Origin of the sequence: Streptomyces sp. NBC_00090 (genome assembly GCF_045160815.1) — a bacterium.
Taxonomy (GTDB): domain Bacteria; phylum Actinomycetota; class Actinomycetes; order Streptomycetales; family Streptomycetaceae; genus Streptomyces.
Genome location: NZ_CP108224.1, coordinates 1159785 through 1177866 on the forward strand (window position 1 = coordinate 1159785; position 18082 = coordinate 1177866).

Genomic DNA, 18082 nt, shown 5'->3' on the forward strand with positions numbered 1-18082 from the left:
GACGGTCGTTGACCCTCCCCACGGGGGCCGCTACCTTCGCGCCATGTTGCGTACAGCACTGCTCACCACGCGCGGTCACATCGACCTGCTGCGGGTGGCCTCCGCCGCGTGTCGCCGCGGCCGCTGACGCCTCCTCACCTCACTTCACCTCACCACCTCTTCTCGCCCCGATCCGTCGTGCGCGCGTGCCCGCTCCGCGCCCACGGCCGCCGGGGTGAACCTTCGACGCGCCTACGGAAAGGCCTTCCTATGACCGTCCACCTGCACTGGTTCCTGCCGACCGGCGGCGACGGCCGGACCCTCGTCGACCGGCACGCCTACACGGACGGCGGGATCACCCGGAACGGAACCGCGCCGGGCGTGCGCGCGCCCGACATCGACTACCTCACCCAAATCGCCAAAGCCGCCGAGCGGTTGGGCTTTGAGGCGGTGCTGACACCGACCGGGACCTGGTGCGAGGACGCCTGGCTGACGACGGTCGCGCTCGCACAGCACACCGAGCGACTCAAGTTCCTGGTGGCCTTCCGGCCGGGGGTGATCTCCCCCGTCCTCGCGGCCCAGATGGCGGCCACGTACCAGCGGATCACCCGCGGCCGGCTGCTGCTCAACGTGGTGACCGGGGGCGACTCCGCCGAGCAGCGCCGCTTCGGCGACCGACTCGACCACGACCGGCGGTACGCGCGCACGGCCGAGTTCCTCTCGGTGGTGCGGGGCGTGTGGGGCGGCCGGCCGTACGACTTCGACGGCGAGCACTTCCGGATCGAGGGCGGGCTCACCGCCCTGCCGCCGGACCCGCTGCCGGAGATCTTCTTCGGGGGGTCGTCCGCGGCGGCGGGCCCTGTCGCGGCGGAGCACGCGGACGTGTACCTGACCTGGGGCGAGCCGCCGTGGCAGGTGAAGGAGAAGATCGACTGGATCCGGCGCCTCGCGGAGGAACGCGGCCGGAAGGTCCGCTTCGGGATCCGGCTGCACACGATCTCGCGCGACTCCGCGCGCGAGGCCTGGGCCACCGCCGACCGCCTCCTCGCCGACCTCGACGGCGAGACGGTCGCCTCGGCCCAGCGACTCCTCGGCCGCAGCGAGTCCGTCGGCCAGCAGCGCATGCTGGCCCTCCACGGGGGCGGCTCGCTGGACCGGGACAAGCTGGAGATCTCGCCGAACCTGTGGGCGGGCGTCGGCCTGGTGCGGGGCGGGGCCGGCACGGCACTGGTCGGCAGCCACGCCGATGTCGCGGACCGCATCGAGGAGTACCACGACCTGGGTGTGGAGCACTTCGTCCTGTCGGGCTACCCGCACCTGGAGGAGGCGTACTGGTTCGGGGAGGGCGTGACTCCGGAGCTCGCGGCGCGCGGCCTGCCGGCCGGGCGGGAAGATCCGCGACCCCCGCGGAGTTAGTAGAACCGTGAACGATTCTGGGGCAGCAGCGGTCGCACGGGGCAGGACGGTGGACGTCGTCGTCATCGGCGCCGGACAGGCGGGGCTCTCGGCCGCCTTCCACCTGCGGCGCGCCGGCCTGGAGCCGGACCGGGACTTCGTCGTGCTCGACCACTCCCCGCGCGCGGGCGGCGCCTGGCAGTTCCGGTGGCCCTCCCTCACGTACGGCAAGGTCCACGGGATGTACGCGCTGCCCGGCATGGAACTGACCGGCGCCGACCCGGCGCGCCCCTCGTCGGAGGTGATCGGCACGTACTTCGACACGTACGAGCGGACCTTCGACCTGCGCGTCCACCGGCCCGTCGACGTCACCGCCGTCCGGGAGGGCGACGGCGGGCGGCTGCTGGTCGAGACCTCCGAGGGCGGGTACGCGACACGCGCCCTGATCAACGCCACCGGCACCTGGGACCGCCCCTTCTGGCCCCGGTACCAGGGGCAGGAGACCTTCCGCGGCCGCCAGCTGCACACCTCCGGCTATCCGGGCCCGGAGGAGTTCGCGGGGAAGCGGGTGATCGTCGTCGGCGGCGGGGCCTCCGGGACCCAGCACCTCATGGAGATCGCCGAGGTCGCCGCCGGGACGACCTGGGTGACCCGGCGCGAGCCCGTCTTCCGCGAGGGCCCCTTCGGGGAGGCGGAGGGGCGCGCCGCCGTGGCACTCGTCGAGGAGCGGGTACGCCTCGGACTACCGCCGCAGAGCGTCGTCTCGGTAACCGGACTGCCGCTCAACGACGCGATCCGCGAGGCCCGCGAGCGCGGTGTCCTGGACCGGCTGCCGATGTTCGACCGGATCACCCCGACCGGGGTGGCCTGGGACGACGGGCGGACCGTCGACGCGGACGTGATCCTGTGGGCGACCGGCTTCCGCGCCGCGATCGACCACCTGGCACCGCTGCGCCTGCGCGAACCGGGCGGCGGCATCCGGGTGGAGGGAACGCGTGCGGTCCGGGACGAGCGCGTCCACCTCGTCGGCTACGGCCCCTCGGCCTCGACGATCGGCGCCAACCGGGCCGGTCGCGCCGCCGTCTCGGACATCCGCCGCCTCCTGGACCGCGAGCCCGCCACCACGCGATGAACCGGCGTCGAACGTTCCCGCCCGGTCACGCCCTAGGACGTCCGGGCGCGCCGGTTGGCGTTGAACTCCGCCACGTTCTCCTGGTGGAGCGCGTAGTCGGCCGTGAAGCGGGTGTCCCCCGGGGCCACGGTGACGAAGTACAGCCAGTCGCCGTCCGCCGGGCGGACCACCGCGTCCATGGCCTGGTCCCCCGGGTTCCCGATGGGGGTCGGCGGGAGGCCCTTCCGTTCGTACGTGTTGTACGGGCTCGCGATCCTCGTGTCCTCGAAGGTCGTGTCGACGGTGCTGCGGCCCAGCGCGTAGTTCAGGGTCGAGTCCATCTGCAGGGCCATGCCCCGGTCGAGCCGGTTGTGCACGACCCGGGCGACCTTGGCCATGTCCTCGGGGCTGTCCGCCTCGGCCTGCACGATGCTGGCCGCGATCACCGCCTGGTACACGCTCATCCCGTACGCACGCGCGCCCTCGGCGATCCGCTCGGTGCCGAACCGCTTGCCCGCGGTCTCCACCATGTAGCGCAGCAGCCCTTCCGGGGTGGTGGCGGCGACGACCGGATAGGTCGCGGGGAAGAGGTACCCCTCCGGGTTGCCGCCGGCGGCGGCGGGCAGCGGGAGGGCGGCGCCCGGCGCGGTCACGGCCTTCCGCGCCGTCCCCTCGGGGAGGCCGAGCGTCCGGTCGACGGCCGTGTAGATCCGGCCCGCCCGCCAGCCCTCGGGGACGAGCAGGGTGCGGGGCTGCTCGACGGCCGGTTCGTCGCGCGGGAGCAGCAGGAGCGGCACGGTGATCGCGGCGGCGACGGCGACCACGGCTCCGAGCAGGAGCGCCATGCGGCCGCGCCGGGTGAGCCGGGCACGGCGGGGCGGCCGGGGGAAGGAGGGGCGTCGGGGGCGGCGCGGGGGTGCGTACGGTGACGGCTGCCGGTACGTCATGGCCGCACGCTAACCCGCCCCGTGCGGGATTCCGGGGAGCCCCGCGCACGCGGCGGCGCCGCCGGCCCCCTGGGACGGGGAACCGACGGCGCCGGGCACTGCGATCGTCAGACGAGCCAGCCCAGGAAGTGGAGGACGCCGGCGAGCAGATCGGTGATGACGTTCATGATGGTGCTTCTCCTCGTACAGGTACATCAGTGGGACTGTGCGGTCGCGGTCTGCAGCCCGTCGCTCGCACTCCGTAATCATCCGATGCCGTAAGGGAGTTGAGCAACGAATCCCGGCACGATCACACGTTCTGGCGAACAACCGATCCCGCGTTCGTTTGTTCGCTTCCGGTGCCGAGCGGCTCGACCGGCCCTGCCGCCCCGGCGGTCCGGGCGTCCCTGGCGTCTCGGCGGACCAGGGCCGCGTACCGCCCGTCCCGGGCGAGCAGTTCCTCGTGCGTCCCGCGCTCGGCGATGCGGCCCGACTCCAGGACGACGATCTGGTCGGCGTCGCGGACGGTGGAGAGCCGGTGGGCGATGGTGATGGTCGTGCGGCCGGCCGAGAGGGCGTCGATGGCCCGCTGCACCGCGTGCTCGGTCCGCGTGTCGAGGGCGCTGGTCGCCTCGTCGAGGATGAGCACGGGCGGGTCGCGCAGGATGGTCCGCGCGATGGCCAGGCGCTGCTTCTCGCCGCCCGAGAACCGGTAGCCGCGCTCCCCCACGAGGGTGTCGTAGCCGTCCGGCAGCGAGGCGATGTGGTCGTGGATCTGGGCGGCGCGCGCGGCGTCCTCGATCTCCTCGTCGGTGGCGTCCGGCTTGGCGAAGCGCAGGTTGTCGGCGACGGAGGCGTGGAAGAGGTAGGTCTCCTGGGAGACGACCCCGACCGCGCGGGCGAGCGTGTCGAAGTCGAGGTCGCGCACGTCGACCCCGTCGAGGGCGACCCGGCCGCCGGTCACGTCGTAGAGCCGGGGCACGAGATAGCTGAGGGTGGACTTCCCGGAGCCGGTGGGGCCGACGACGGCGAGACTGCCGCCGGCCGGGACGGTCACGTCGATCCCGTCGAGGGTCGCGCGGCCCTTCCCCTCGGCGTCGTAGCGGAACTCGACCTTCTCGAAGCTCACCTCGCCGCGGACCTTCGCGAGCCGGACGGGCTCGGCGGGCTCGGTGATGTCGACGGGCAGGTCCAGGTACTCGAAGATGCGCTGGAAGAGGGCGAGCGAGGTCTGCATCTGCACTCCGGTGGAGAGCAGGCTCACGGCGGGCCGGAAGAGGCCCTGCTGGAGCGAGACGAAGGCGACGAGTGTGCCGAGCGAGATCGCGGCGCCACCGGACTGGAGCGCGATGCCCGCGGCCCAGTAGATCAGGGCGGGCATGGCGGCCATGACGATGCCGATGGTGGACATGCGCCACCGTCCGGCCATGGAGGAGCGCACTTCGAGGTCGACGAGGCGCTCGGACTCCTCGGCGAAGGACTTGGTCAGGGAGTCGGCGCGGCCCATGGTGCGGCCGAGGAGGATGCCGCTGACCGACAGGGACTCCGTGACGGTCGCGGCCATGGTGGCCATCTGCTTCTGGCGCTGGGTGGTGATCGCCTTGCGCTCGCGGCCGACGCGGCGGCTGATCCAGACGAAGACGGGCAGCAGGAGCAGCGAGACGACGGTGAGCCGCCAGTCGAGGGCGAGCATGGCGACGACGGTCGCGACGACGGCGGTGAGGTTGGAGACGAGGGAGGTGGCCGTGGACGTCACGGTCGCCTGCATGCCGCCGATGTCGTTGGCGATGCGGGACTGGACCTCGCCCGTGCGCGTGCGCGTGAAGAAGGCGAGCGGCATCCGCTGGAGCTGCTCGTAGACCCCGGTGCGCAGGTCGTGCATGACGCGCTGGCCGACGGTGGTCGAGATCAGGGTCTGGAGCACGCCGAAGACGCTGGTGAGGACGGCGGTGACGATCATGCCGAGGGCGAGCAGGCTGAGCAGCCCCGTGCGGCCCTGCGGGATCGCGGTGTCCAGGATCTCCTTGAGCAGGAACGGCGAGGCGACCGAGACCAGCGAGGCAGCGCCGACCAGGAGGCCGACGAGCGCGAGGCGGGCGCGGTAGGGACGGAAGAGCCGCAGGATGCGCCGCGTCTGGGCGGGCTCCTTCGGCTGCGTGGAGTCGCGGGGTGGGGGCGTCCAGTCGGACTGGTCGTGGGGGCGCATGGGCTCCTTCGGGGGTTCGGTGGTCGATCAGACCATAGCTCATTGTTACCTATACTCACAATGAACATGGTCCTGATATTGTTCCCGCATGAGCACCTCCGACCGCCTGAGCAGGACCGATGCCGACGGGCTCCTCGCCGAACAGCTGCTGCGGCTCACCCGGCGCCTGCACCGCATCCAGAAGCGCCACCTGGAGCCGGTCGGCATCACCCCAGCACAGTCCCGGCTCCTGCGCACGGTCGCGCACTTCGGGGAGCCGCCCCGGATGGCCGATCTCGCGGCCCGCCTCGAAGTCGTCCCCAGGGCCGTGACCAGTCTCGTCGACGGTCTGGAGGCGGGCGGCCGGGTCCGCCGGGTGCCCGATCCGAGCAACCGCCGCGTGGTGCGGATCGAGATCACCGACACGGGGCGCGCCACGCTGCGGGAGCTGCGGAGCGCGCGCCGGGCGGCCGCAGAGGACATCCTTGCTCCATTGACCGTCGATCAGCGCGAGGTGCTCGGAGGTCTGCTGTCCGCCCTGGTCGACCGTGGCCCGGAGAGCGGCTGCTGATCCTCCGGGCCCGGGGACGCGCCGAAGGGGAGCCGTGACATGCCGCTGCTTGAGCCGAACCCGCAGGCCCTTCGCCCCGGGACGAAGCGGAGTCCGGCGCCGGACCGGGTTCCGGAGCTCCAGTCGCGGGGGACGCCACGGCGGCTGCGTGAGGAGCTGACGGAGCTCCTGGGTGCGGGGAAGGTGCTGTCGAAGATCTCCGATCTGGTCCGTTACGCCTCGGACGCGAGTCCGTACCGGTTCGTGCCGCAGGTCGTGGTGGTCGCGGAGGACATCGACGATGTGTCCGCGGTCCTGTCGTACGCGCACGGCAAGGGCCGTGAGGTGGTGTTCCGGGCGGCGGGGACGAGCCTGAACGGGCAGGCGCAGGGCGAGGACATCCTCGTCGACGTCCGCCGCCACTGGGTGGGGGTGGAGGTCCTGGACGGCGGCGCCCGTGCCCGGATCCGGCCCGGCACCACGGTCGTCCGGGCGAACGCGGCGCTCGCGCCGCACGGCCGGGTGCTGGGGCCGGATCCGGCCAGTGCGATCGCGTGCACGCTGGGCGGGGTGGTGGCGAACAACGCGTCGGGGATGACGGCGGGGACGACGCGGAACTCGTACCGGACGCTGGCCTCGCTGACCTTCGTGCTGCCGTCGGGGACGGTGGTCGACACGGCCGACCCGGCAGCGGACGAGGAACTCGCGCGGGCGGAGCCGGGGCTGTGCGCGGGGCTGATGGCGTTGAAGGCGGAGATCGAGGCGGATGCCGGGCTGACGGCGCGGATCCGGGCGAAGTACGAGATCAAGAACACCAACGGCTACCGGCTCGACGCCTTCCTCGACGGGTCGACGCCCGTGCAGATCCTGCGCGGGCTGATGGTCGGCTCGGAGGGCACGTTCGGTTTCATCGCCGAGACCGTCTTCGACACCCTGCCGCTGGACCGGAAGGTGTCCACGGCCCTGCTGTTCTTCCCCTCGCTCCCCGCGGCGGCCGCGGCGGTGCCGTTGTTCAACGCGGCCGGGGCGCTCGCGGTGGAGCTGATGGACGGCAACACCCTGCGGGCCTCGGTGAGCGTGGCGGGGGTCCCGGCCGACTGGGCGGAGCTGCCGAAGGAGACGGCGGCGCTGCTGGTGGAGTTCCGGGCCCCCGACGAGACCGGGCAGGAAGCGTACGAGGCGGCTGCCGCCCGGGTCATGGAGCGGCTGGATCTGGTCGCCCCGGTGGCCTCCGTGGACAACGTCTTCACCCGCGACCCCAAGAGGATCTCGGGTTACTGGAAGGCGCGGAAGGCGTTCGTGACGGCCGTGGGCGGCTCACGCCCCTCGGGGACGACCCTGATCACCGAGGACTTCGCCGTCCCCCCGGCGCGGCTCGCCGAGGCATGTGCGGACCTGCTGGACCTGCAGTCCCGGCACGGTTTCGACGCGGCGGTGGCCGGTCACGCGGCCCACGGCAACCTCCACTTCCTCCTCGCCTTCGACGCCGGCGACCCGGCCGACGTCGAGCGGTACGCGGCCTTCATGGACGAGTTCTGCAAGCTGACCGTGGAGCGCTTCGACGGCTCGCTCAAGGCCGAGCACGCCACCGGCCGCAACATCGCCCCCTTCCTGGAGCTGGAGTGGGGCACGCAGGCGACCGACCTGATGTGGCGGGTCAAGGAGGTCCTCGACCCCGACGGGATCCTCGCCCCCAGGATCGTCCTCGACCGCGACCCCCAAGCCCATCTGCGCGGCCTGAAGACCATCCCCAAGGTCGAACAGATCGCCGACCCGTGCATCGAGTGCGGCTTCTGCGAACCGACCTGCCCCAGCCACGATCTGACGACCACGCCACGCCAGCGGATCGTGCTGCGCCGCGAGATGATGCGCCAGCCCGACGGCTCCCCCGTCGAGACCCGCCTCCTCCAGTCCTACGGCTACGACGCCGTCGACACCTGCGCCGGCGACTCCACCTGCGCACTCGCCTGCCCCGTCGGCATCGACACCGGCGCGCTCATGAAGGAGTTCCGCCATCAGCGGCACTCACCCCGCGAGGAACGCGTCGCCGCCCTCACCGCGAAGAACTTCCGGGCGGTCGAAGCCTCCGCACGCCTCGCCGTGGCCGCCGCGGACCGGATCGGCGACCGGGTCCTCCAGAAGGTCACCGGCACGGCCCGCAGAGCGATCCGGCCCGACCTCGTCCCCGAATGGCTCCCCGAGATCCCCGGCCCGGCCGCCCGCCGGCTGCCCCGCACCCACCGTCCGGCCGCGGTCGCCGTCTACTACCCGGCCTGCGTCAACCGCATCTTCGGCGCCCCCGACACCCACCACGGGCCCTCCCTCCCCGAGGCCGTCATCGCCCTCTCCGCCCGCGCCGGGAAACCCGTCTGGATCCCCGACGACGTGACCGGAACCTGCTGCGCCACCATCTGGCACTCCAAGGGATACGAACAGGGCAACGAGATCATGGCCAACCGGATCGTCGAGGCCGCCTGGGGCTGGACCGGCGGCGGAAAACTCCCCCTCGTCGTCGACGCCTCCTCCTGCACCCTCGGCATCGCCCACGAAGTCGTCCCCTACCTCACCGACGACAACCTCGAACTCCACGCCGAGCTCACCGTCCTCGACTCCCTCGTCTGGGCCGCCGACCACCTCCTCCCCCGCCTCCGGGTCCACCGCCGGATCGCCACCGCCGTCGTCCACCCCACCTGCTCCATGCGGCACCTCGGCGACGAGGGGAAGCTGACCGCGCTCGCCGAAGCCTGCGCCGACGAGGTCGTCGTCCCCACCGACACCGGCTGCTGCGCCTTCGCCGGCGACCGCGGCATGCTCCACCCGGAGCTGACCGCCTCCGCCACCGCCCGCGAAGCCGCCGAGGTCACCGCCCGGCCCTTCGACGCCCACCTCTCCGCCAACCGCATGTGCGAGATCGGCATGGACCGCGCCACCGGCCGGAGCTACCAGTCCGTCCTGCTCACCCTGGAGCGCGCGACCCGCCCCTGACCCTCCGTCAGCCGCAGACGCGAAGGACCCCTCACCCCGGCCGGTGAGGGGTCCTTCGTATGTTCGGGTGATGATCGGCAGTCGGTACGGCTCGACGCGATATCCGGAACAGTAAAGTCCAACTACCCGTCGCAAGAGTCCTATCGGCGCCCTTGCGCACCGTCGGTCATCGGGCCAGGGTCCTGTGCGGGATTCATGAAACAGCCGTGCACACAGCTCCTGGAGGTTCCATGAACGAGCAGGTACCGCACACCCCGAGCCGGCGGAAGGTCCTCAAGACCACCGCCGGAGCGGCCGGAGCGGGTCTCGGCATCGCCGCCGTCGGCGCCCAGCCCGCCCACGCCACCACCGGATCCGCCCCCACCACCCCCGAGACCGCGGCCGCCCCCACGCCGAGGCGCCGCGGGGCGACCATGGCCGGGGTCCCCTTCGAGCGCCGCTCCACGGTCCGCGTCGGGATCATCGGCCTCGGCAACCGGGGCAACGGCATGATCGGCCTCTTCCTCGCGCTCCCCTGGGTGCGGGTGGTCGCCGTCTGCGACCCGGTGCGGGAGAAGGCCGAGCGCGCCGCCGCGAAGGTCGTCGCCGCCGGCCAGCCCGCTCCCGCCGTCTACACCCACGGCGAGGACGACTACGAGAACCTCTGCGCCCGCTCCGACCTCGACTTCGTGTACGTGGCCACCCCCTGGGACCTCCACCACGCGATGGCCAGGGCGGCGATGCTCAACGGCAAGCACGTCGGCGTGGAGTGTCCGATCGCGATGGAGCTCGACGAGCTCTGGGACCTCGTCGACCTGTCCGAGCAGACCCGCCGCCACTGCATGCAGCTGGAGAACTGCTGCTACGGGCGGAACGAGATGCGGGTGCTGCGGATGGCGCACGCCGGCAAGTTCGGCCAGTTGCTGCACGGCGCGGGGGCGTACAACCACGACCTGCGCGGCCTGATGTTCTCGCCGACGTACTACGAGGGTCCCTGGCGCCGGCTCTGGCACACCCGGCTGCGCGGGGACCTCTACCCCAACCACGGCTTCGGCCCCGTCGCCAACTACATGGACGTCAACCGGGGCGACCGGGTGGTGAGCATCAGCAGCTTCGGCACCCCGGCGCTCGGCCTGGCCGAGTACCGCGCGGAGCACATGCCGCCCGGCGACCCGAGCTGGAAGGAGACGTACATCGAGAGCGACCGGACGATCAGTCTGATCCAGACCGCCAAGGGCCGGCTCATCCGCCTCGAACACGACGTCTCCACCCCGCACCCGTACAGCCGGATCAACAGCCTCGGCGGCACGAAGGGCGTCTTCGAGGACTACCCGGCCCGGATCTACCTCGAGCCGGACCACAGCAACGACCAGTGGGCCGACTTCTCGTCCTACGCCGACGAGTTCGACCACTGGCTCTGGAAGGAGCACGCCAATCCGCCCGGCGGCCACGGTGGCATGGACTACATCATGATCTACCGGCTGATGCAGTGCGTGCAGCTGGGTCTGGTGCCGGACTTCGACGTGTACGACGCCGCGACCTGGACGGCTCCGGTGCCGCTGAGCCACGCCTCGATCAAGGCGAAGGGCGCGCCCCAGGAGATCCCCGACTTCACGCGCGGCGAGTGGCGCAAGGCACGCGCGGGCGTGGACTCGTTCAAACCCGCCTGAGAAGCCCGCCCGACGGGACCGCCCGACGAGCGCGCCTGACGAGACCGCCCGAGTACGCGGCGCCCGGCCCCCGAGCGGGGCCGGGCGCCGACGTCGGTTCAGCAGCGGCGCAGATCCCTCGTGAGGGTGCCCTGAACCGTCGTCAGGGTCCGGTCGTAGCAGCCCTCGGAGCCGTACAGCCGGTACCGCTCGGTCGTGGTGCCGACCGCGTGCCGCTGGTCGCGCGGTACGCCGGTGGTGTAGGTCGCGTCCCCGCTGTACGTGTCGTCGAGGACCGACCAGGACAGCCGCCGTCCGTCCCGGAGGACGAGGGTGTCGGCGCGGTCCCCGAGGGTGAGGACCGTGCGCAGCCGGTCGCCCGCGCCGACCGTCGTCTCACCGTCCATGGTGTACGCGCGCTGGACACGGGTGACGGTCCGGCCGGAGGTCACGGTCTCGTCGTCCGTCCAGCGCGCGGTGAGCGCGTCCGGGTTCTCCCCCTCGCCCCAGCGGTGGACGGAGGTGTGGCCGACGGTCCGGCTGACGGTGGTGTCGACCCGGCCGTGCGAGGTGTCGAGGTGGCCGCCGACGGTGAGCCGGTGCCCGGCCCCGGTGTCGACGTGGTGCGGGGAGCTCCCGGTGGCCGGTGTGTACACGGAGGAGTTGCGCGGGGTGCTCTCCTCGTGGCGGTCGAGCGCGCCGGTGACCACCCGGCTGCCCTCGTCCTGCCAGAGCAGCACGTTGGTGGGGGTGGACCAGCCGCTCAGGCCGGCCGGGACCCCGGCGACCGCGACCTCCACCCGGTGGGCACGGCCGTCGTTGAGGAGGGCGGCGAAGGGGGTCAGGTCGTAGACGATCGGCCGCACGTCGAAGGCGCGCGGGCCGGGGGTGACGTACCAGAGGAAGGGGTTGGACCAGCCGCCGGTCCAGACCGTGGGGAAGGGGGCCGCGATGCCCGCGAGCCTGCCGTCGACGGAGACGCGGACCTCCCGGTGGGGGCCCTCGGCCGCCCGGCAGGAGTACGGGGCGGTGTCGGGGACGGAGAGGTACCAGTACTCCTCGCAGCCGCCGCCGGAACCGGTGGCGTACACCTCGGCGAGGACCCGTTCGGTGTTGCGCGGGGTGGTGAGGGTGGAGTCGGTGAGCGGGATCACCCGGTCGGGGGTACCGGCGGCGGGCTTCACGCGGCCCTCGGCGGTGTGGAAGGTGAGGGTGACCCGGACGTCGAGAACGCCCGTGTAGGTCTCGTTCACGACATTGCCGATGAGCATCTCGACGGGCTGCGGGCGGCTGAGGGTGTCGCGGTAGCGGGTGACGTCCTTCTCGACCGACCAGGTGATGCCGTCGGGCGAGGGCTGGGGTGTGGAGGTGCGGAGAATCTCCACGCCGCCGACGGCGAGGTGGCCGAGCCGGTCGTACTGACGGCCCTTCACGCTCCCTTCGAGGCGGAGGACGATCTTGTTCCAGCGGGTGCCGCACTCCTTCGGCGGGGCGTATTCGCCCTGGTACGGGGTGAAGTCCCGGAACTGGGCGGCGGCGAGGGTGACTTCGCAGCTGCGGGTGCCGGGGGTCGCGACGGGCGGGGCGGCGGTGACCGGGTCGTGCCAGTCGCTGGTGAACTCGGCCGGGGGCGCGGGGTCGTCCGCGCCCTGGGCGGCGGCCGGATGGGCGGCCATCAGTGCTCCGGCGGCCAGGACCAGACCGCTGATCATGCTCATGATCTTGAGTGATCTCATGAGGCGGAAGTGAAGCGCGGTCACCACGGCGCGGTCCAGAGGACGATGAGCGGACATGGCGCAATCTGTTCCCTCATGTGGAAAATCGATTGCCGCGCCCCGGGGAAGAAGCGAACCTTGCACGGTTTCCTCACCGCCGCCGGGAGCCGCGACCGCGCACCACCGTGCGCGGTCCCCCGGACAGACCCGAAGACCCTGGGACGCCATGCAGATTCGAGATCTTCCCTTCGCCGACCCAGGGGTCCCCGATGTCCGCTCGGGCACCCGGCTCCTCCTCTGGCTCGGCCGCAACCAGCTCGGCGGGCAGGTGAAGGCCCTCCTCTGGGGGCTGCTGCTCCAGCTGGGCATCGCCGGGCTGCCCTTGGGCGTCGGGGTCGCCGTGCAGGCGGTCGTGGACCGTGACGGCGGGCGGCTCGCCCTCGCGGGCGGCCTGCTCGTGGCCTTCGGGCTCGCGATCGCGGTCGGCGACACGATGCTGCACCGCGTCGCCGTCACCAACTGGATCACCGCCGCCGCCCGGGTCCAGCAGCTCCTCTCCCGCAAGACCGCCGAGCTGGGTTCGGTCCTGACCCGGCGGGTCGCCGCGGGCGAAGTCGTATCCGTTTCCACGGGCGACGTCGAAAAAATCGGATGGTTCGTCGAGGCGCTGTCCCGGTTCGCCGCCGCGGCCCTCTCGCTGCTGATCGTCTGCGTGGGTCTCGTCGTCTACCAGCCCGCCCTCGGCATCGTCGTGGCCGTCGGCGTCCCCGTACTCGCCCTCGCCGTGCTCCCGCTCCTCCCCCGCGCGACCCGCCGGGCGGACGTCCAGCGCGAGAAGGCGGGCAAGGCCACCGAGCTCGCCTCCGACACCGTCGCCGGACTCCGCGTCCTGCGCGGCATCGGCGGTGAGGAGCTGTTCCTCGGCCGCTACCGCGCCGCCTCCCAGGAGGTCCGCAGGGCGGCCGTGCACAGCGCGCGCATGTGGGCGCTGATCGCCGCGATCCAGGTCGTGCTCCCCGGCATCCTGCTCATCGTCGTGGTCGCGTACGGGGCGCGGCTCGCGCTCGACGGGCGGATCACGGTCGGCGAGCTCGTCACCGTCTACGGCGCCGTCGCGCTCACCCATCACCCGATGAGGAACTTCGAGGAGATCGCCATGGCCTTCTCCTTCTCCCGGCCGTCCGCGAAGCGGGCCGCCCGGGTGCTCTCGCTGACCCGCACGACGACCACCACCGCCGGGGCCGCGGGCGAGGAGCGCAAGGCGACCGGCGATCTGTACGACCCCGTGACCGGGCTGCTCGCCCCGGCCGGCCGGTTCACCGCGGTCGTCTGCGGCGACCCGGACGTGGCCGGACGGCTCGCGGACCGGCTCGGCGGCCACCCGGCCGAAGCGGACCCCGCGGAGCAGGCCCACACCTCGGTCCTGCTCGGCGGCGTCCCGCTGGACGAACTGCCGCTGGATGCCGCCCGTACGGCCGTCCTCGTCCAGGACAAGGACCCGGTCCTGCTCTCGGGCACGCTCCAGGACCTCCTCGACGTGCCGTCCTCGGGAGCCGTCCGGGCCGAGGACGCGCTCGCCGCCGCCCAGTGCGGCGACGTCCTCGACGCGCTCGCGCAGGCCTCCGTCGACACCGACGGGGATCCGATGCGGACCCGGATCACCGAGCGGGGCCGGTCGCTCTCCGGCGGCCAGCGCCAGCGGCTCGCGCTCGCCCGCTCGCTGGTGACCGACCCGGAGGTGCTCGTCCTGGACGAGCCGACCTCGGCGGTCGACTCGCACACCGAGTCCCGGGTGGCCGACGGCATCGCCCGGCTGCGCGAGGGCGGGACCACCGTGGTCCTCGCCTCCTCGCCGCTGCTCCTGGACCGCGCCGACCGGGTGGTCCTGGTCCACGACGGGCAGGCGATCGCCGTCGGCACCCACCGCGAACTCCTCGCCACAGAGCCCCGCTACCGCGCGGTCGTCACCCGCGAGACGGACGAGGAGCTCGCCACGGCGAGCGGCCGGCTCCATGACATCGAACCGGGCGGACGCCCGGCGGACGAGATCCCGACGGACGAAATCCGAGCCGGCGAACTCGAAGCACTGGAAGGGGAATCGGCATGATCGGCCTGGCGCCACCGGAGTACGACCCGGCGGCCCCGAAGACGGCGACGACGCTGCCCGTCGCGGGCAGCGCGACCGTGAGGATCTACGTCCGGGAGCTCCTGCGCCGCCATCGCAGGGCGTTCGCGCTGCTCATCGGGGTGAACGCGGTCGCCGTGATCGCCTCGATGGCCGGCCCGTACCTCCTCGGTTCGGTGGTGGACACGCTGTCCGCCGGTGCCCGTGAGCTCCATCTGGAGCGTACGGTCGCGCTGTTCGCGGTCGCCCTGCTCGTCCAGACGGTCTTCGTGCGGCTCGTCCGGCTGCGCGGGGCGATGCTCGGCGAGGAGATGCTCGCCGATCTGCGCGAGGACTTCCTCGTCCGCTCCGTCGGCCTGCCGCCCGGCGTCCTCGAACGGGCCGGGACCGGCGACCTCCTCTCCCGCATCACCACGGACGTCGACCGGCTCGCCAACGCGATGCGCGAGGCCGTGCCCCAGCTGGCCATCGGCGTCGTCTGGGTGGGCCTGCTGCTCGGCGGACTCGCGGTCACCGCGCCCCCGCTCGCGCTCGCGGCCCTGCTCGCCGCCCCGGTGCTCATCGTGGGCTGCCGCTGGTACTTCAAGCGGGCGCCGTCCGCGTACCGCTCGGAGTCCGCGGGGTACGCGGCGGTGGCCGCCGCGCTGGCGGAGACCGTCGACGCGGGCCACACGGTGGAGGCGCACCGCCTGGGCGCGCGCCGGATCGCCCTCTCCGACCGGCGCATCACCGAATGGGTGGCGTGGGAGAGGTACACGCTCTTCCTGCGCTCGGTGCTCTTCCCCGTCGTGACGCTCACGCACACGACGGTGCTGTGCGGGGTCCTCCTGCTCGGCGGGGTCTTCGTCTTCCAGGGCTGGATCGACGTCGGCCAGCTGACGACGGGCGCGCTGCTCGCGCAGATGCTCGTGGACCCGATCGGGATCGTGCTCCGCTGGTACGACGAGCTCCAGGTCGCACAGGTCTCGCTGGGCCGGCTCGTCGGCGTCCGGGACATCGAGCCGGACGCGGGAGACCGGGAGGTGCGGCCGGAGGGCAGGGCGGTCCGGGCGGACGAGGTCCGGTTCGGCTACCGCGAGGGCGTCGACGTGCTGCACGAGGTGTCCCTGAAGGTGGCGCCGGGCACCCGGATCGCCCTGGTGGGGCCGTCCGGCGCGGGAAAGTCCACGCTCGGCCGGCTGCTCGCGGGCATCTACGCCCCGCGGACGGGCTCGGTCACCCTCGGCGCCGCCGAACTGGCGCGGATGCCCGCCGAGCGGGTCCGCGAGCACGTGGCGCTGGTCAACCAGGAGCATCACGTCTTCGTCGGCTCGCTCCGCGACAACCTGCTGCTCGCCCGGACCGGCGCAGCCGACGGCGAGCTGTGGGAGGCGCTGGCGGCGGTGGACGCGGAGGGCTGGGCCCGGGGCCTGGACGAGGGTCTGGACACCGAGGTCGGCTCGGGCGGCCGTTCGCTCACGCCGGCGCAGGCGCAGCAGATCGCGCTGGCCCGGCTCGTCCTCGCGGACCCGCACACGCTGGTCCTGGACGAGGCGACCTCGCTCCTCGACCCGCGGGCGGCCCGGCACCTGGAGCGGTCCCTGGGCCGGGTCCTGGACGGGCGCACGGTCGTGGCGATCGCGCACCGGCTGCACACGGCGCACGACGCCGACCTGATCGCGGTGGTCGAGGCCGGCCGGATCAGCGAGCTCGGCAGCCACGACGAGCTGGTCGCGGCGGACGGCGCGTACGCGGCGCTGTGGAGGTCCTGGCACGGCTGACCGGCGGATGGGGCGCGCCCGAACCCGGCCGACCGGCGGGGTGGGGCGCGCCGGCCGACCGGCGGGGTGGGGCGCGCCCGGACCGGCTGACCGGCGGGTGGGGCGGCGCCCGGACCGGCGCGCCCCGCCCCTCAGTAGCCGATCGTGAAGCGGCGCTGGACGAAGCGGGGCAGTTCCGCCTCGTCGACGAGGGCCACGGCCGCGTCCTCCGCCGAGACGCGGCTGCGTCCCTCGGCGTCCCTGATCGGCTGGTCCTCGCCGATGCGGAAGCGGCCGGTGCGCTCGCCGGGGGCGATGTCCTCGGCTGGGCTGAAGTAGGTCCACCGGCGGTTCGAGGTGCGGAGCACGTTCAGGGCGTCCCGGTGGCCGCGTACCGCTGCCGCGTAGTCACGGGGCAGCCCGACCGAGTCGAGGGTCTCGTGGAGGCGGTCCTCCGCGTCCGCGAGGACGAGCCCCGGCTCGACCTCCAGGCTGCCGGCGCCGCCGATGACGATCAGCCGGGTCCTGGGGTGGGTCTCCAGGGCCTTGAGCAGGGCGCGGGCCGCGGTGGCGTAGACGGTGGCGTCGGCGATGGAGCGCCGCACGGTGTCGGTGAGGTCCCGGGCGGCGTTGCCGGGCTGGAAGGCGCTGATCAGGACGTCGAGCCCGGGCAGGACGGCGGCGATGCCCTCGGGGTCGAGGACGTCGAGGCTCGCCCACGTGATGTTCTCGCGGGTCTCGCCGGCCGCCGCCTCGGTGGCGTCGCGGCCGAAGGCGTTGATGTGGTGCCCGCGCTCCAGGGCCTCCGCGACGACGCGGCTGCCGATGGTGCCGGTGGCTCCGATGACTCCGATGCGCATGACTCTCCCCTGTGATCACAGCTCTGGCGTACGCCGTGAGAAAACTATACGCCGTGAAGTTCACGGCGTGCAGTTTTCATACACCCCTCAGCAGGACGGTAGGGTTCCCGGATGACCGGGACATCGGAAGCACGGACAGGGACAGGGACACCGCCGGCCGGCCGGGGGCGCCGCGAGCGGCTACGGGCCGAGACGACGGCCGAGATCAAGGAGACGGCGCTGCGGCTGATGGCCTCCGGCGGGCCCGACGCGATCACCCTGCGGGCCATCGCCCGCGAGATGGGCATGACCGCCAACGCCATCTACGGCTACTTCGCCACCCGCGACGACCTGGTCACCACGCTCATCGACGACGTGTACTCCGCGCTCGCCGACGACGTGGACGCGGCCTGGGCGAAGGCCCCCGCAGGAGACCCGGCCGCCCGCATCCTCGCCTGGGCCCGCGCCTTCCGCACCTGGGCCCTGGCCAACCCCGAGGGCTTCCGGCTCGTCTACGGCGACCCCGTCCCCGGCTACCGCGCCCCCGAGGACGGCCCCGCCCCCGACGCCGCCCGCCGGGTGTGCACCGGGCTCACCGCGCTCGCCGCGGCCGCCTGGCCGTACGCCGAGCCCCTCTACCGGGACAGCTCGTTCACCTGGTCCGACTTCGACGCCGGGCTCCTCGACAAGGTGCGCCCGGCCTTCCCGGAGCTGCCACCCGCCGCCGTCGCGCTCGCCCTGCGCATCTGGGGGCACCTGCACGGACTGGTGGCCCTGGAGGTGTACGGCCATCTCGGGCGCCAGACGGCGAGCCCGGACAAGCTCTTCCAGGAGGAACTGGCCCAGTTGGTGAGGACGCTGGGCGTCCCCCGGTCCTAGGGCGTGTGTCGAAAGTAGCGCCGTCT

Annotated in this window: 13 protein-coding genes; 9 read left to right on the forward strand and 4 right to left on the reverse strand. The window is 72.9% G+C overall.

The genetic code is table 11. The features are described from left to right. The first annotated feature begins 43 nt into the window (after window positions 1-43). The 3 genes from OG361_RS05015 to OG361_RS05025 all read left to right on the forward strand — a co-directional run bounded on the left by OG361_RS05015 (window position 44) and on the right by OG361_RS05025 (window position 2506). Window positions 44-127 carry a putative leader peptide gene (locus OG361_RS05015; RefSeq protein WP_352027631.1) on the forward strand — a complete coding sequence of 28 codons (84 nt, stop codon included), beginning with the start codon at window positions 44-46 and terminating at the stop codon, window positions 125-127. A 122-nt stretch (window positions 128-249) separates the two neighbouring features. Continuing rightward, window positions 250-1395 (forward strand): LLM class flavin-dependent oxidoreductase, encoded by a 1146-nt coding sequence (locus OG361_RS05020; RefSeq protein WP_405852044.1) that lies wholly within the window; start codon window positions 250-252, stop codon window positions 1393-1395. Between the two features lie 7 nt (window positions 1396-1402). Continuing rightward, on the forward strand, window positions 1403-2506 hold the full coding sequence (locus tag OG361_RS05025; protein ID WP_405852046.1) for an NAD(P)-binding domain-containing protein: 1104 nt from the start codon (window positions 1403-1405) through the stop codon (window positions 2504-2506). Window positions 2507-2538: 32 nt separating this feature from the next. Here the strand turns inward: OG361_RS05025 and mltG are convergent, their stop codons facing one another. Further along, complete coding sequence (gene mltG / locus OG361_RS05030) at window positions 2539-3432, reverse strand: endolytic transglycosylase MltG (RefSeq protein WP_405852047.1); 894 nt, start codon at window positions 3430-3432, stop codon at window positions 2539-2541. A gap of 289 nt (window positions 3433-3721) precedes the next feature. Further along, window positions 3722-5617, reverse strand: a complete 1896-nt coding sequence (locus OG361_RS05035) for an ABC transporter ATP-binding protein (protein ID WP_405852048.1) — start codon at window positions 5615-5617, stop codon at window positions 3722-3724. An 88-nt stretch (window positions 5618-5705) separates the two neighbouring features. Here OG361_RS05035 and OG361_RS05040 point away from each other — a divergent pair, with 88 nt between their 5' ends. From OG361_RS05040 to OG361_RS05050, 3 genes are all read left to right on the forward strand, one after another. After that, on the forward strand, window positions 5706-6167 hold the full coding sequence (locus tag OG361_RS05040; RefSeq protein ID WP_384575585.1) for a MarR family winged helix-turn-helix transcriptional regulator: 462 nt from the start codon (window positions 5706-5708) through the stop codon (window positions 6165-6167). Between the two features lie 39 nt (window positions 6168-6206). Continuing rightward, window positions 6207-9131: an FAD-binding and (Fe-S)-binding domain-containing protein gene (locus OG361_RS05045; protein WP_405852049.1), complete on the forward strand. Its 2925-nt coding sequence runs from the start codon at window positions 6207-6209 to the stop codon at window positions 9129-9131. Between the two features lie 230 nt (window positions 9132-9361). Continuing rightward, complete coding sequence (locus OG361_RS05050) at window positions 9362-10780, forward strand: Gfo/Idh/MocA family protein (RefSeq protein WP_405852050.1); 1419 nt, start codon at window positions 9362-9364, stop codon at window positions 10778-10780. 98 nt (window positions 10781-10878) lie between these two features. On the opposite strand, the gene OG361_RS05055 is transcribed toward OG361_RS05050, so the two are convergent. Beyond that, complete coding sequence (locus tag OG361_RS05055; RefSeq protein ID WP_405852051.1) at window positions 10879-12495, reverse strand: peptide-N4-asparagine amidase; 1617 nt, start codon at window positions 12493-12495, stop codon at window positions 10879-10881. A gap of 205 nt (window positions 12496-12700) precedes the next feature. Here OG361_RS05055 and OG361_RS05060 point away from each other — a divergent pair, with 205 nt between their 5' ends. Next, complete coding sequence (locus OG361_RS05060) at window positions 12701-14581, forward strand: ABC transporter transmembrane domain-containing protein (protein WP_405852053.1); 1881 nt, start codon at window positions 12701-12703, stop codon at window positions 14579-14581. Further along, complete coding sequence (locus tag OG361_RS05065; protein WP_405852054.1) at window positions 14578-16359, forward strand: ABC transporter ATP-binding protein; 1782 nt, start codon at window positions 14578-14580, stop codon at window positions 16357-16359. The genes OG361_RS05060 and OG361_RS05065 overlap by 4 nt, the downstream gene beginning before the upstream one ends. 131 nt (window positions 16360-16490) lie before the next feature. Here the strand turns inward: OG361_RS05065 and OG361_RS05070 are convergent, their stop codons facing one another. After that, window positions 16491-17198 (reverse strand): NAD(P)-dependent oxidoreductase, encoded by a 708-nt coding sequence (locus tag OG361_RS05070; RefSeq protein ID WP_405852055.1) that lies wholly within the window; start codon window positions 17196-17198, stop codon window positions 16491-16493. 111 nt (window positions 17199-17309) lie between these two features. Here OG361_RS05070 and OG361_RS05075 point away from each other — a divergent pair, with 111 nt between their 5' ends. Further along, a complete protein-coding gene (locus OG361_RS05075) occupies window positions 17310-18056 on the forward strand; it encodes a TetR/AcrR family transcriptional regulator (RefSeq protein ID WP_405852056.1) in 747 nt (248 codons plus the stop codon). The last annotated feature ends 26 nt before the right edge of the window (window positions 18057-18082 follow it).

Bases quoted from the DNA above. Each gene is read 5' to 3' on its own strand.
- OG361_RS05015 (WP_352027631.1), top strand. From the start codon at position 44: ATGTTGCGTACAGCACTGCTCACCACGCGCGGTCACATCGACCTGCTG.
- OG361_RS05020 (WP_405852044.1), top strand. From the start codon at position 250: ATGACCGTCCACCTGCACTGGTTCCTGCCGACCGGCGGCGACGGCCGG.
- mltG (WP_405852047.1), bottom strand. From the start codon at position 3,432: ATGACGTACCGGCAGCCGTCACCGTACGCACCCCCGCGCCGCCCCCGA.
- OG361_RS05035 (WP_405852048.1), bottom strand. From the start codon at position 5,617: ATGCGCCCCCACGACCAGTCCGACTGGACGCCCCCACCCCGCGACTCC.
- OG361_RS05040 (WP_384575585.1), top strand. From the start codon at position 5,706: ATGAGCACCTCCGACCGCCTGAGCAGGACCGATGCCGACGGGCTCCTC.
- OG361_RS05045 (WP_405852049.1), top strand. From the start codon at position 6,207: ATGCCGCTGCTTGAGCCGAACCCGCAGGCCCTTCGCCCCGGGACGAAG.
- OG361_RS05050 (WP_405852050.1), top strand. From the start codon at position 9,362: ATGAACGAGCAGGTACCGCACACCCCGAGCCGGCGGAAGGTCCTCAAG.
- OG361_RS05055 (WP_405852051.1), bottom strand. From the start codon at position 12,495: ATGAGATCACTCAAGATCATGAGCATGATCAGCGGTCTGGTCCTGGCC.
- OG361_RS05060 (WP_405852053.1), top strand. From the start codon at position 12,701: ATGCAGATTCGAGATCTTCCCTTCGCCGACCCAGGGGTCCCCGATGTC.
- OG361_RS05065 (WP_405852054.1), top strand. From the start codon at position 14,578: ATGATCGGCCTGGCGCCACCGGAGTACGACCCGGCGGCCCCGAAGACG.
- OG361_RS05070 (WP_405852055.1), bottom strand. From the start codon at position 17,198: ATGCGCATCGGAGTCATCGGAGCCACCGGCACCATCGGCAGCCGCGTC.
- OG361_RS05075 (WP_405852056.1), top strand. From the start codon at position 17,310: ATGACCGGGACATCGGAAGCACGGACAGGGACAGGGACACCGCCGGCC.